This window comes from Amycolatopsis melonis (genome assembly GCF_040064235.1).
GTDB lineage: Bacteria > Actinomycetota > Actinomycetes > Mycobacteriales > Pseudonocardiaceae > Amycolatopsis > Amycolatopsis melonis.
Map to the genome: position 1 here is coordinate 554,955 of NZ_JBDZYD010000001.1, position 12,584 is coordinate 567,538.

Here is a 12,584-nt window from a genome sequence, read left to right on the forward strand (position 1 = left end):
CGCCTCCTGGTCCGGATCGCCCGGATTTCGAGTGGGAACCGGCCCGGGTTCAGCTGAGTTCGTCCGGCACCACGGCAGCCCGGATGAGGGGCAGGGGCTGCACGTGGCCGGGTTTGGGGCCGATGCGGGCGAACAGGTTCGCGGGCAGCCAGCGGCTCAGTGGTTCCGTCTGGTCTCGTGGACGGGGCTCGGTGGTGGCCTCGAACAACACCCCGTTCACGGTCGGCCTCCGTCCGGTGGCGGGGAGCAGGTCGGCGACCGAGGCGTACGGCGAACCGAACCATGACCACCACGTCGGGGCGGGCCGCAGACCCAGCCAGCCTTCCGGGAACCGCAAGGTGCACAGCGCGATCTCGGTGCTGTCGCGGATGCACTCGGCGGAGGCATAGAACGCGCCGAGGGTGTCGGCGAGCGTGGTGAACAGGTCACGGACCGCATCCCGCCACGGCGCCTCCCTGAGCGGATCGGCAAGCAGCGTAAGGGACATCGACCAGTAGCGGTCCGGGTACTGCTCGCCGGGCCCGCCGCTGAGGGCCCCGCCGAGACACAGCCCGGAGCCGGAAAAGAACAGCCAGGACGTCGCCTCGCGCCACGCCTGGCCGAAGCCCTCCATGCCCGCTTCGGAGTACTTGCCTTGGAACGGTTCGTATTCCCCGAAGCGGCGTGGCAGCGCTTCCGGCAGGTGACGTTCGGCAGCCGAGATGATCAACGCCGGTGCGTCGGCCGGGACGTGCTCACGCAGGCAGCACCACTCGAGATCGACCTTGGCGACATCCGTGTTCCGTGACGGTCTCACGATGGTCCGCGACTTGACGGTGCTGCCCTCCACCAGTACCGAGTACAGATAGCGAACCCCGAGCACGATGCCGGTCACCTCGACCGGCACATCTTCGGCCCCCACCCGGTCAGGCCCGTCGACAGTGAACGAGTAGCGCCGGCGAACACCGCGGACGACGGTCAGTGATTGACCGCTGTCGTCGATCGCCAGGCCCGCGATCTCGCCCACCAGGCTCCGGAGCGTAGACCTGCAGGTCATAGGACATGGCACACTCCGTCGGCGCTCACAGGAAATGTCCGCTGGCCAGGTACGGCGCTGGTTCGGGCATGCCGCGGACGGCGAGGTAGCCCAGCTGGGCGAGGTCGAGCCGGGCCGCCAGGCCGACGTCGATGGCCCAGTGGTTGCCCGTGGTGATGCAGTTGACCCGGGTGGCGGCCCGCGACGAGGCCAGGGCCTCCCACAGCAGGGTCTGCGCCGTGCGCGGATCGGCCGCCGCCAGCAGGGTGGCCCGGCCCTGGTCGTCGATGTAGACGTAACCCGGGGTTTGCCGGTCGCGGGTCACGACCAGGCGCGTGGTGTTCCTCAGGTACTCGTGGTCGGGTCCGTGTCCCGCGCCGCGCAGCCGTACGTCGAGCTGGTCCATCCACTCGGCGTCGTCGGCCCGGCCCTCCCGCAGCCCGGTGATCGCGGGCAGCGTGGCCCGGTCGACCGTGCCGACCATGCGCATCTGCGGGTACAGCAGGAATCCCGCCGTCCGGTAGCGCCGGGTCGCCGCCGGGTGGACCGTGGAGGAGAACATGCCCGGCCGGTCACCGGCGTGTGCGAGCGTGGCGTCCAGCAGCCGCTTGCCGATTCCGTTGCCCTGCAACCCGGTGCGCACGCCGTAGGACGCCAGGTACCCGAACCGGCCGCGGTTCTGCGAGAAGGCGAATCCGGCGATCCCGGCGCCGTCTTCGGCCACCCAGCAGCCGCCCGGGTCGGTGCGGACGAGGAACCGCATCCGGTCGATCCACTGCTGCGCCGCCTCCGGCGTGCGGAAGGTGACCTCGGCTTCCCCGAGTTCCCGGCCGGATTCCTCGGCCTCGAAGAACAGCTTCGCCGACGCACGTTCGGCACGCGCCAGGTCCTGTTCGCGGATCAGGCGAACGACGACCCCGTCGGCCACTGTGCGTGCTCCTCGCCCCCAGCTGTCCCTGGGCCCATGATCGCCTCGATCATGGGCCCAGGCAATCGAATTATTTCAGGACGAGGTGGTCGGCGATGGCGTACAACTCCGTCTGCGCAACGGACCCCGCGACGGCGACCGGCGCGTCGTGGACGGCCTTGAGGATCCAGAGCGTGCGGTAACCGTTCTCCTCCTGGTAGCGGGTTTCGTGTCCCTGGACCGGTCGCCCCGCGGTGCCGTGGACCTGGCCGGGGTCGCCGAGGCGTGCCTGGATCGGCGGCATCGTCGCGCACGTGCCGATCGAGTAGCTCGTGCGTGCGCCGTCCTTCTCGACGTCGAACGTGCACATCCGCAGGCCGTCGGGCAGCTTGCCGAGGCCGAACGCCGGCGTGATCTTGGTCGTGCCCGGGAAGGTGACGTTCTCCGCGACGCGACGGCCGAAGTCGATCAGCTGCTGTTCCGTCGCCGTGCTGCCCGGCTGCGCGGCCACGTTGACATACAGCGAGCCACCCTCCGGATGGGTCAGGTACACCTCGTAACCGCCCGGGCCACCGGAGTGCGCGCTCTCCACGCCGGCGCGTCCGGCGAGGGTGACGGGACGGCCCGGGCCGGATTTGAAGGCGGCTTCGTCGACCGGCACCATCCGCATTTCCTGCACGTCCACCAGCAGGACCTGACGCCCGGACGTGACGGTCATCAGGTACTCGCCGCCGTAGACCGGGGTGCCGGGGTTCGCCGCGCTGCCCCCGATGTTGATGCGGCGCGCGAGGTGGTCGGCCTTGCCCGGCGGCAGCCAGCCGAGCGAGAAGGGCATGGTCAGCTCCGCGACGGCCGGCTTGGCCGGTGCCTCGACGGCGACCGGACCGGCACCCGTGGCGACCTGGTTTTCGGGCGCGGGCCGGTTCAGCGCCACGACGGCGACCGCGGCCAGTGCGAGCAGCACGACCCCGGCACCGGCCGCGAGCGGACGGCTCACCACGGCGCGCCTGCCGTCGAGCCGCTGCCGTGTGGCCGCCAGCACCTGGTCGCTGTCGGGGGCGTCGCGCTCGTGGGCGGCGAACGTGTCCTTGATCAGGTTCTCGATGTCCATCAGCTCTCCTTCGCCTGGGCCATCCGGTCGAGGCGCAGGCCGTTTCGCAGGGTCGTCAGTGCTTTGCGGGCGTGGGCCCGCACGGTGGCCTGGGCGCAGCCGAGCAGGTCGGCGATGTCGGCGTCGGCGAGCTGCTCGTAGTACCGGAGCACGACGACCGCGCGCTGGCGCCGGGGCAGCCGCGCGAGGCGCTGCCACATGTCTTCGCGTGCCGCGTGCTCCGACGCGAAGTCGTCCGGCCGCGCCGCCTCCGGCGGATCGCCGACGGCGACCAGCCGCGCCGAGCGGCTGCTGCGCCAGGACAGGTAGTCGTTGGTCACCATCCGCAGGACGTACCGGTCGGGATGTTCGGCGTCGCTGACCCGCGACCACCGCCGATACACCTTGACCAGCACGTCCTGCACCAGGTCGGCGGCCTGTTCCCGCTCCCCGGTCAGCATCGTCGCGTAGCGCAGCAACCGCGGCAGGTGCGCCCGGACGAAGTCCTCGTAGTCAGCCATCACCCTGAAGACTGCCGCGGCGCACGATCCGTGTACTTCGGCGCGGAACTTTCTTGCGAACCCGGTCAGGGCCGGAGAGTGAGCCGATCGCCATAGGGAAAGCGGTCACCTTCGTCGGCCGGCAACGGACCGCGGACCAGGCATCGATGCAGCAGCAGTTCGCGGCGCTGGTCCAGCGGTTCCGTCTCCTGGAGGGACCAGCCGGGCCGAAGCGCCGGGGGATCGCCGCCGATGTCCGTTTCGCCGTCCCAGTTGAGGTGCAGGCCGTCCCGGTCGGAGTAGAACCGCGGGAAGGCTGTCCGCCACTGCGAATTCGAACCCCACCCGTGTGACAGGTCGTTGGTCGGGCGCCCCCGGCGGCGGAAGGTGAAGTACAGCGTCGAGGTCGTGGCCACGGTGGCGTCCACGAGGTGCCGGGGCGCCCGTACCCGCACGCCGGCGCGGCTGAACAGCAGGTCGCCGAACCACAAGCCCGGCCAGAGCACTTCCTCCACGGTCACGGCGGTCGCGGACGGGTCCTGTACCACCGCAACGATTTCGTGGTGGAACGGGGAAAACGTGCCGGCGTGTTCGAACGGGACCAGCCCGATGGCCGAGAAGAACTCCGTGTGCAGCGCGCACCCGCCGTCGACGACGAACCGCTCGATCAGGTAGTCGCTGACCCGGCTGAGGCCATACAGCTTCATGAGCCGCCACGAGTGCTCGTCGTTCCCGGTGGATCCGGCGGACGGCAACCGCTCCCGGTGGCGAAGGGGCGCCAACTCGGCCAAGTGGCCGGCTGCCGCTGTCCGCTCGCCGTTCAGGTACGCCCGGCGCTCGCCGGGGCCGTCGTCGTGCTCGAGCAAGCCTTCGTACAACCGGCGGAAGTACTGCCAGTCGAGGTCCACGCCGTGATCCTGACCCGGCAGGCCCACAACCGCAACGGAATTCCTTCAGCCCGGTGCGCTTTCCCGCCGCGCAGGCACCGGAGTCCTGAACGCCGCGCGGTAGTCGCGCGGCCGACGTCCGACGATGCGGGTGAAGATCGCGCTGAACGTTCCGGGGTCGTGATAGCCAACCTCGGCGGCGATGGCCGCGACCGTCCGCTCGGTCGTCTCCAGCAGGTGCTTCGCCCGGCGCACCCGTTCCGCCTGCAGGTAGCCGAGCGGGGTCTGGCCCGTTTCGGCGCGGAACCGGCGGAGGAGGGTCCGGGTACTGACGTGGAACGTCGCGGCGAGGCGCCCGAGGTCGTAGCGCTCGCTCAGGTTCTGGTCCAGCCGGCGTTTGACGCCCTGGGAAAACCGGCTGCCGGTGGCAGGCAACAGGTCCACGTCGACGTACGGTGCCTGGCTCGACCGCGCGTCGTCGACCAGCGCGATCCGTGCGGTGGCGCGCGCGACGCGGCCGCCGTTGTGCTCGCGGACGAGGCCGAGGGCGAAGTCGTACATTGCGCTGAACGCCGCGGTCGTGGTCACTCCGCGGTCGGTGACCACGAGTTTCTCCGGCCTGACGTCGGTGCCGGGGCACCGGTCCGCCAGCCGTCCGGCGAACAGCCACGCGGTCGTCGACTCCCGCCCGTCGAGCAGGCCCGCCTCGGCCAGCAGGAACGCGCCGACGCAGATCGACACCAGTGCTACGCCCGAGTGCGCGCTCTCCCTGATCGTGGCGATCTCCGGCCGGAGCGCCGCGAGCGTCGCGTCCAGGTCGAGCCCGGGGTGCAGCTCGAACCCGGGCACGACGAGGACGTCGACCCGCTGCACCGGCGCGACGCTGATCGCCGCGCCACCGGAAGCGACCACTCGCCGGCGCGGCGACAGGATCGACACGTCGTACGGCGGGGCGTCGGCCGAGGCGAGGTGCGACGCCATCGTGAGGAGGTCGGGGACGCCGAACACTTCGGACGCGAAGCACCCGGGATACGCGAGCACGCCGACACGCAGCGGGGGCGCCATGGCGGCGAGATTACCCGGACAGGTGGCGATACCGCCACTGGCCGGACCGGGCACCCCAGCCCGACGATACGGCCATGGCGATCACAGAACCGCAGGCCGACGCGCTCGAGGACTTCCCCGCGCGGCTGATCGACTCCGGAGGTACCGGCAAGACCGTCCACGTCGGCGGTTCCGGACCGGCTGTCGTGCTGATGCCGGAGATGCCCGGCATCAGCCCCGACGTCGTCCGGCTGGCGCGGTGGATCCGGGACGCGGGATTCACGGTCTACCTTCCGTCGCTGTTCGGGACCGACGGCGCCGTTCCCACCACCGAGGAGGGGACGAACGTCGTCCGCCGTGCCTGCGTCAGCGCCGAGTTCCGCGCGTTCGCCGGTGGCGGCACGAGCCCGGTCACGGCCTGGCTGCGCGGGCTGGCCAGAATCGCGCTGGCCGAGTGCGGCGGGCCCGGCGTCGGCGCGATCGGGCTGTGCTTCACCGGGAACTTCGCCCTCAGCATGACCCTCGAACCGGCCGTCATCGCGCCGGTGGTCAACCATCCCTCGCTGCCCCTTGACGACCCCGGCGGGCTGGAGATCAGCGACGAAGACGCCGCGAAGGTGCGCGAACGCATCGAGCGTGACGGCCTGAAGGTGCTCGCCTACCGGTTCGACAACGACCGGTGGTGCACCGGCCGCCGGTTCGCCGCCTACCGGGCGCTCCTGGGCGACGCGTTCGACGGGCGCGTCATCCCGGGCGAGACGGCCAATCCCGCACCGCCGCCGTTCTTCCGTGACGTCGTCGGCTGTCCGCACAGTGTCGTCACGGCCCATCTCGTCGACGAGGAAGGACACCCGACGCTGCGCGCCAAGGACGAGATCCTCGCCTTTCTCACCGAACGGCTCCGCCCAGGGAACCGTTGAGCCGTGGTCAGGACCAGGCGGCCGAGGCGGGCGGTTCGCCACCGGCCTCGGCGAACGCGGTGAGCGCGTCGACCAGGCCGGTGCGGGCTTCGCCGGGCATCCGCGCGACGATCTGGGCGATCTCCTTGCGACGGCGGGCGGTGACCTGCCGGACGATCTTCGCGCCCTCGCGGGTCAGCGTGAGGACGATCTCGCGCCGCGACACCGGGCTGTGCCGCCGGTCGACGAAACCGACGGTGACCAGGCGGTCGACCATCCGGCTCGCGGTCGACGGGGTCACGCCGAGGTGCTCGGCGAGGTCGGCGTGCTTCAGCGGACCCCGCGTCTGCAGCACCACGAGCAGCCGGAACTGCGGCAGGGTGACCGCATCACCCGCCGCGGCGATGGAGCGCACCGACACCGCGACGAGCAGGCGCGAGGCGGTCAGCACGGCGTCGGTCACGGCGTCCACGTCGCTCGCGTCGACACCTGCCGGGATGCGGGTCATGGCATCCAGTCTGCCTCATACCGCCCGTCCGGACCGGCCGGAAGCACCGTCCGTCCAGTGTGGACGGACTCGGTCGTAAGAGTTCGGTAAGCGCGTGACGCGGGACGGCTGGGCGGTTCGTCCCGTTGAATGGCCGTCGACGACGACGGAGGAGAACGTGATGAACCGACTGCTCGCCCGGCCCTGGACGGCGGGTGTCCTGGTCGCCGGGCTGGTCGCGGTGGCGGCGGGCCTGTACTGGTTCCAGCCGTGGCAGCTGTGGACCGACGAGACCGTGCAGGAAAGCCTGCCGTCCGCGGTGCCGCAAACGCGGGCCGGGACACCGGTTTCGCCGACGCCCACAGCGCCCACAGTGCCCGCGGACCTGGCGACCGGCACGCTGATCAGCCACGAGCACCCGACGAGCGGGACGGTCCGGATCGTCCGGGCGGCCGACGGCGCACTCGTGCTGCGCCTGGAGAACCTCGCCACCAGCAGCGGCCCGGACGTGCACGTCTGGCTCACCGACGCCCCGGTGAAGCCGGGCAAGGACGGCTGGGACGTGTTCGACGACGGGAAGCACCTCGACGCGGGAAAACTCAAGGGCAACAAGGGAAACCAGAACTACCCCCTGCCCGCGGGCACGGACCTGGCCGGCTACACGAGCGTGAGCCTGTGGTGCGACCGCTTCAACGTGTCGTTCGGCGCGGCCGAACTCCGCTGAACCGGTGCGCGGGTGAACCGGCCGCCGCCAGGATCGCGAGCAGCACGAGCGCGCCGGCCGGGGCGAGCGTGGTCCACGGGGCCAGTTCCAGGTACGGCTGGTTCTCCGCCAGCAGCCGTCCCCATTCCGGGGTGGGTGGCTGCTCGCCGAGCCCGAGGAACCCGAGGGAGGCCAGCACCAGGATCGTCGTGGGCAGGCGCAGGGCCGCGTTGCGGGTCACGGCGGGCAGGACCGCGGGCAGCAGGTGGTGGCGCAGCAGGTGGACCGGGCCCGCACCGAACGAAATGGACGCCTGCAGGTAGTCCGTTGCCCGTTCCTGCTCCAGCAGCGCCGCGGTCTGGGCGGCGTACGGTGTCCAGCCGACCAGGCACACCGCGCACGCCGCGCCCCACGCCGACGGCCCGGTCACCGCGGTCGTCAGCAGCCCGGCCAGCACGGCAGGCAGCGCCGACAGCACTTCGGTCAGCCCGGCGCCGGCCGCGCCGGCCATGCCGAGCAGCAGCCCGGCGACGACGCTGACCACGGTCACCGCGAGCGCCACGCCCGCCGTGCGCAGTGCCCCGTGCCCGAGGCGGGCCAGCACGTCCCGGCCGAGGGCGTCCGTGCCCAGCGGGTGGTCGAACGACGGCGGCAGCAGGCGGGCCGCGGTGTCCACATGCGACGGATCGCGCAGCAGCCCGGCGACGCAGACGGCGACCAGGACGAACCCGCAGTCACGGACAAGCTGTCCGGCCGGGCGGCGGGCGGGCGGGACCGGCGCGGCCAGCCCGCCGTCGCGCAGGGCGGGGCCGAGCAGCAGGTGACGCAGCGCCTTGACGAGCAGGCCCGCGGCAATGCCGAGCAGGGCCAGCAGCAGGGTGGCCGTCTGCAGCGGCGGAAGGTCCTGGGCCAGCGCGGAATCCAGGGCGAGCCGGCCGAGCCCCGGGATGTCGAACACCTTCTCCACCGCGACCGCGCCGCCGACCAGGCCGACCACGCTGGGCACCAGCTGCGGGAGCACCCCGGCCAGCGTGCGGCGCAGCACGGGCAGCACCAGCCTGGCCGGCGGGAACCCGGCGGCGTGCCAGGTCCGGACCCACGGCTCGCCGAAGGTCGCGGGCAGGGCGTGGTCGAGCAGGCCGCCGATCACCGCCCCGGTCGGGACGCCGAGGGCGAGCGCGGGCAGCACCATGGACCCCGGCCCGGTCCAGCCGCCGGGCGGGAACCAGCCCAGCCACACGCCGAACACGGTGGCCAGCAGTGAGGCGAGCAGGAACTTGGGCAGCGCGGCCAGTGACGCGGCCACCGTGCCCGTGCCGCGGTCACGCTGCAGCCGCCGGGAACCGAGGGACAGCGTCCGGGCACCGAGCAGCGCGGCCACCACGAGCGTCACGGCGAGCGTGGCGAGCATCAGCGTGACCGACACGCCCGCGGCGCCGGCGACCTGGGGCAGCACCGGCGTGCCGGACACCCAGGACGTGCCCGCGTCCCCGCGCGGCAGCCCGCCGAGCCAGCGCAGGAAGTGGGGGAGCGGCCCGGCGTCCAGTCCCAGCTGCTCCCGCACCGCGGCCAGCTGCCCGGCGGTCGGGGCCTGGTCGGCCGACCGCGCCCGCAGCACCGTCAGCGCGGGGTCGGTCCCGGACAGCCACGGCAGGAAGGCGACGGCCGCCAGCAGGGCGCTCCCGGCGGCGAGCCGGCCCGCGCCCGCGCGCCACCGGGCGGCGTCCGCCATTACTTCAGGTGCGTGTCGAGGGTGACCAGCGCGCGCTCGCGCGGGTCGAGGACCACCCCTTCCACGCCGGTGCCGATTCCCTGCACGACCTTCTCGTGCACCAGCGGGACCACGGCGTCGGTGCGCAGGATCTCCGCTTCGGCCCGCATGATCTTCTGCTGCCGCAGCGCGGTGTCGCCTTCCCCGGCGGCCGCCGCGATGGCCTGGTCGACCCCGGCGTCCTTGAGACCGGCGATGTTGTAGGCGCCGCCGGTCCGGTAGTCGCTCGCGAGGTACGCGACCGCGTCACCGGTGTCGAGCAGCGTCACCCGCGACAGGATCAGGGCGTCGTACCGGCCGGCGAGGAGGTCGGCCTCCATCTGGGTGTACTCGCGCACGTCCTGCTGCACGGTGAACCCGGCCCGCTCCAGCTGCTGCTGCACGACGGTCGCGGCCTCGGGCAGCTCGGCGCGGTTGGTGTAGGTGGCCAGGCGCAGCGTCCGGCCCTGGGTCTTCGCGCGGGTTTCCGCGACGGTCGCGGCCGTCGCCCGCCCGCTCACCGCGACCCGCTGCGCGGCCGCCCAGGGGATGGCGGGCCCGAACAGGCCCGGCGCGGGATCGGCGTAGCCGCCGAAGACCGAGCCGACGAGGGCCGAGCCCTGCACCGCGCCACGGGCGGCCGCCCGCAACGTCGCGTCGGCAAAGATGCTCGAGGCGGTGTTGAGGATCAGGCTGTCGGCCCGGACCGAAGGCACCTCGCGGCGGGTGCCCGGGTCGAGCAGGGGCGCCTGGGCGGTCGGGATCCACTCGGCGATGTCGGCTTCGTGCGCGCGCAGGGCGTTGGTGCGGGCGGTGCCGTCGGCAATCCAGCTGACGTCGATCCCGGTGGCCTTCGCCTTGCCGCCCCAGTAGCCGTCGAAGCGGTTCAGGGTCGCCTGGGTCTTCCCGGTGAGCTTGGTGATCTCGAAGGCGCCGGTGGCGGTGCCGACGGGGTTGACGGTGCCGTCCGCGGCGTACGCCTTCGCGGAGAAGATGCCCAGCGCGGGGCTGGCGAGCCGGAGCGGGAGCACCGGGTCGGCGGTCGTCGTCCGGATCGTGACGGTGCCGGGGCCGTCGGCCTGCGCGGTCAGGGTGACGTCGCTGAGCACCCGGGGCCTGGGCTTGGCCGCGGCAGCGTGCCCGAGCGCACCGGCCACGGCGGCGGCCGTGACGTCGGTGCCGTCCTGGAACTTCGCCTGGCGCAGCTGGAAAACCCAGGTGGTGGCGTCCCGGCGGGTCCAGGACGTCGCCAGCGCGGGTGCGGCGGTCCCGTCGGGACCCAGGGAGGTGAGTCCTTCGGCGACGGCCAGCTTGCCCAGCGCGGTGGCGTCGTTGCTGTAGGGGGACAGGGCCTGCACGGGCGGCACCGCCAGCGCGACGCGCAGCCGGCCACCCGCGGTGTCCGAGGCGCCGGCACCGGCGAAACAGCCGCCCAGCAAGGGAACGAGGGCAAGCGCCGCGAAGAGGCGAGGGGTCGAACGCACGATCAGTCCTGTCCTGCGGAAGTGAGGGCGGGGACAGCATATGAGGTAAGCCTAGCCAAACTTCACCCAGGTGATTGAGGTCTCAATGATCGCGGACCACCCAGCCCGTCGCTCACGCCCGGCGGCGTCCCGACGCGGTCACGGCCGTGGCGCCGAGCAAGGCCAGTACCGCCGCGGGCGCCAGGACGGCCCAGGGCGCGCGTTCGGTGTACGGAAGGTTCTCGGCGATCAGCAGGCCCCACTCGGGCGACGGCGGCTGGGCGCCCAGCCCCAGGAAGCCCAGCGCCGCCAGCGCCAGCGCGATTCCGGGCATCCGCAGCATCGCGTGGCGGGCCACGGGTGGCAGGACGGCAGGCAGCAGCCGCCGTCGCAGCAGGTACCACTCCCCGGCACCCAGGGCGCGGGTCGCGGCCAGGAGCGTGGTGGCGCGTTCCTGGCGCAGCAGGGCGGAGGTGTGGGTGGCCAGCGGGGCCCACGCGACGGCGGCCACCGCCAGCGCCGGAGTCCACGGCCCGCGACCGGCGACCCCGGCGACCAGCAGGCCTGCCACGACCGCCGGGACGGCATTGACCAGCTCGGCCAGTGGCCCGGACACCCGGGGCAGGAAGCCCAGCAACACGCCCACGACGAGCGCCGCCACGCTGATGGCGGCCGCCGTGGCCAGGGTCGCGACCGCGCCGTGGCCGATCCGGGCGAGGACGTCGCGGCCGAGTGCGTCGGCGCCGAATGGCAGTGCCGGGGACGGCGGGCGGAGCCGGGCGGCCGGATCGACCGCGAAGGGGTCGCGCGCCAGGCCGAAGCCGATGACGCCCGCCAGCAGTGCCGCGTAGACGAGGGGGAGCGCGCGACGCGCCGGTTTGCCGGGCCTGCTCAAGGTGCCCAGCTCGCGGCCCGCCAACGCCGGCCCGAGCAGCAGCCGGGCCGCGATCCGGGCCAGTACCCCGGTCGCCGCCGCCAGCGCGAGGAGGACGAGGGTGCCTGCCTGCAGGACCGGCAGGTCCTGGGCGAGCGCGGCGTCCAAGGTCGCCCGGCCGAGGCCGGGGATGTCGAACAGCTTCTCCACCGCCACCGCGCCGCCGGTCAGCCCCACCACGAACAGGCCGAGGTTGGGCAGCAGCGCGGGCACGCTGCGCCGGAGTGCCTGCCGGGCAAGGCTTCCCGGCGGCATGCCGCACGCGGTGGCGGTCAGCGCCCACTTCTCGGCGAACGCGCCGGGCAGCAGGTCGTCGAGCAGCCGTCCCAGTACCGCGCCGGCGGGCAGGCCGAGCGACAGCGCGGGCAGCACCGTCCACTGTGGACCGTACCAGCCCAGCGCCGGCAGCCAGCCCAGCTGGACGCCGACGACGGTGACCAGCACCGAGGCGACGAGGAACTCGGGCAGTGCGGCCAGCACCGCCGTCCCGCTGCCGCCCGCCCCGCGGCCGTCGAGGCGGCGCCGCGAACCGAGCCACAGCGTGCGGGCGCACACCAGCGTGGCCGTGGCCACGGCGACCGTCAGCGCGGCGGCCATCAGCAGCAGCGAAACGCCGAGCGCCGATCCGACCGACGTCAGCACGTCGGCACCGGACACCCAGGACCGGCCCGCGTCGCCGTGCAGCAGCCCGCCGAGCCACCGCCCGAGCAGCCGCAGGGGACCGTCGCCCAGCCCGAGTTCGTCCCGGACGGCCTGCAGCGCGGCGGGCGCCGGATCGCCGTCCACCGCCCGCGCCTTGAGCACGGTCAACGCCGGGTCGGTCCGCGAAAGCCACGGCAGCAGGCCGATTCCGCACACCAGGAGGGCGGTGAGCCCGGCCCGCCACAGCAGGCCGGGCACTCTCG

At 73.1% G+C, this 12,584-nt stretch carries 12 protein-coding genes; 2 read left to right on the plus strand and 10 right to left on the minus strand.

The genetic code is table 11. The annotated features are described in order from the left end of the window. Positions 1-49: 49 nt before the first annotated feature. The 6 genes from ABJI51_RS02580 to ABJI51_RS02605 form a co-directional block, all read right to left on the minus strand. Positions 50-1,006: a hypothetical protein gene (locus ABJI51_RS02580; protein WP_348947272.1), complete on the minus strand. Its 957-nt coding sequence runs from the start codon at positions 1,004-1,006 to the stop codon at positions 50-52. A 55-nt stretch (positions 1,007-1,061) separates the two neighbouring features. Then, complete coding sequence (locus ABJI51_RS02585) at positions 1,062-1,943, minus strand: GNAT family N-acetyltransferase (protein ID WP_348947273.1); 882 nt, start codon at positions 1,941-1,943, stop codon at positions 1,062-1,064. Positions 1,944-2,013: 70 nt separating this feature from the next. Beyond that, entirely contained in the window at positions 2,014-3,033 is a 1,020-nt protein-coding gene (locus ABJI51_RS02590; RefSeq protein ID WP_348947274.1) for a hypothetical protein, read from the minus strand. Beyond that, the gene (locus ABJI51_RS02595; RefSeq protein WP_348947275.1) at positions 3,033-3,533 is read right to left on the minus strand and encodes a SigE family RNA polymerase sigma factor; all 501 of its coding nucleotides are present in this window, start codon (positions 3,531-3,533) and stop codon (positions 3,033-3,035) included. Before ABJI51_RS02595 ends, ABJI51_RS02590 begins: the two co-directional genes overlap by 1 nt. 65 nt (positions 3,534-3,598) lie before the next feature. Beyond that, positions 3,599-4,420, minus strand: a complete 822-nt coding sequence (locus ABJI51_RS02600; protein ID WP_348947276.1) for a hypothetical protein — start codon at positions 4,418-4,420, stop codon at positions 3,599-3,601. A 45-nt stretch (positions 4,421-4,465) separates the two neighbouring features. Continuing rightward, a complete protein-coding gene (locus tag ABJI51_RS02605) occupies positions 4,466-5,464 on the minus strand; it encodes a GlxA family transcriptional regulator (protein ID WP_348947277.1) in 999 nt (332 codons plus the stop codon). Between the two features lie 74 nt (positions 5,465-5,538). Here ABJI51_RS02605 and ABJI51_RS02610 point away from each other — a divergent pair, with 74 nt between their 5' ends. Next, the gene (locus ABJI51_RS02610; protein WP_348947278.1) at positions 5,539-6,363 is read left to right on the plus strand and encodes a dienelactone hydrolase family protein; all 825 of its coding nucleotides are present in this window, start codon (positions 5,539-5,541) and stop codon (positions 6,361-6,363) included. Between the two features lie 7 nt (positions 6,364-6,370). Here the strand turns inward: ABJI51_RS02610 and ABJI51_RS02615 are convergent, their stop codons facing one another. Then, positions 6,371-6,850 carry a MarR family winged helix-turn-helix transcriptional regulator gene (locus ABJI51_RS02615; RefSeq protein ID WP_348947279.1) on the minus strand — a complete coding sequence of 160 codons (480 nt, stop codon included), beginning with the start codon at positions 6,848-6,850 and terminating at the stop codon, positions 6,371-6,373. Positions 6,851-7,010: 160 nt separating this feature from the next. Here ABJI51_RS02615 and ABJI51_RS02620 point away from each other — a divergent pair, with 160 nt between their 5' ends. Beyond that, positions 7,011-7,553: a DM13 domain-containing protein gene (locus ABJI51_RS02620; RefSeq protein WP_348947280.1), complete on the plus strand. Its 543-nt coding sequence runs from the start codon at positions 7,011-7,013 to the stop codon at positions 7,551-7,553. Here the strand turns inward: ABJI51_RS02620 and ABJI51_RS02625 are convergent. From ABJI51_RS02625 to ABJI51_RS02635, 3 genes are all read right to left on the minus strand, one after another. Continuing rightward, positions 7,519-9,264 carry an ABC transporter permease subunit gene (locus tag ABJI51_RS02625; RefSeq protein WP_348947281.1) on the minus strand — a complete coding sequence of 582 codons (1,746 nt, stop codon included), beginning with the start codon at positions 9,262-9,264 and terminating at the stop codon, positions 7,519-7,521. The genes ABJI51_RS02620 and ABJI51_RS02625 overlap by 35 nt on opposite strands. Further along, the gene (locus ABJI51_RS02630; RefSeq protein WP_348947282.1) at positions 9,264-10,766 is read right to left on the minus strand and encodes an ABC transporter substrate-binding protein; all 1,503 of its coding nucleotides are present in this window, start codon (positions 10,764-10,766) and stop codon (positions 9,264-9,266) included. Before ABJI51_RS02630 ends, ABJI51_RS02625 begins: the two co-directional genes overlap by 1 nt. Before the next feature lie 112 nt (positions 10,767-10,878). Beyond that, positions 10,879-12,579, minus strand: a complete 1,701-nt coding sequence (locus tag ABJI51_RS02635) for an ABC transporter permease subunit (RefSeq protein ID WP_348947283.1) — start codon at positions 12,577-12,579, stop codon at positions 10,879-10,881. Positions 12,580-12,584 lie beyond the last annotated feature (5 nt).

Bases quoted from the DNA above. Each gene is read 5' to 3' on its own strand.
- ABJI51_RS02590 (WP_348947274.1), bottom strand. From the start codon at position 3,033: ATGGACATCGAGAACCTGATCAAGGACACGTTCGCCGCCCACGAGCGC.
- ABJI51_RS02595 (WP_348947275.1), bottom strand. From the start codon at position 3,533: ATGGCTGACTACGAGGACTTCGTCCGGGCGCACCTGCCGCGGTTGCTG.
- ABJI51_RS02605 (WP_348947277.1), bottom strand. From the start codon at position 5,464: ATGGCGCCCCCGCTGCGTGTCGGCGTGCTCGCGTATCCCGGGTGCTTC.
- ABJI51_RS02610 (WP_348947278.1), top strand. From the start codon at position 5,539: ATGGCGATCACAGAACCGCAGGCCGACGCGCTCGAGGACTTCCCCGCG.
- ABJI51_RS02615 (WP_348947279.1), bottom strand. From the start codon at position 6,850: ATGACCCGCATCCCGGCAGGTGTCGACGCGAGCGACGTGGACGCCGTG.
- ABJI51_RS02620 (WP_348947280.1), top strand. From the start codon at position 7,011: ATGAACCGACTGCTCGCCCGGCCCTGGACGGCGGGTGTCCTGGTCGCC.
- ABJI51_RS02625 (WP_348947281.1), bottom strand. From the start codon at position 9,264: ATGGCGGACGCCGCCCGGTGGCGCGCGGGCGCGGGCCGGCTCGCCGCC.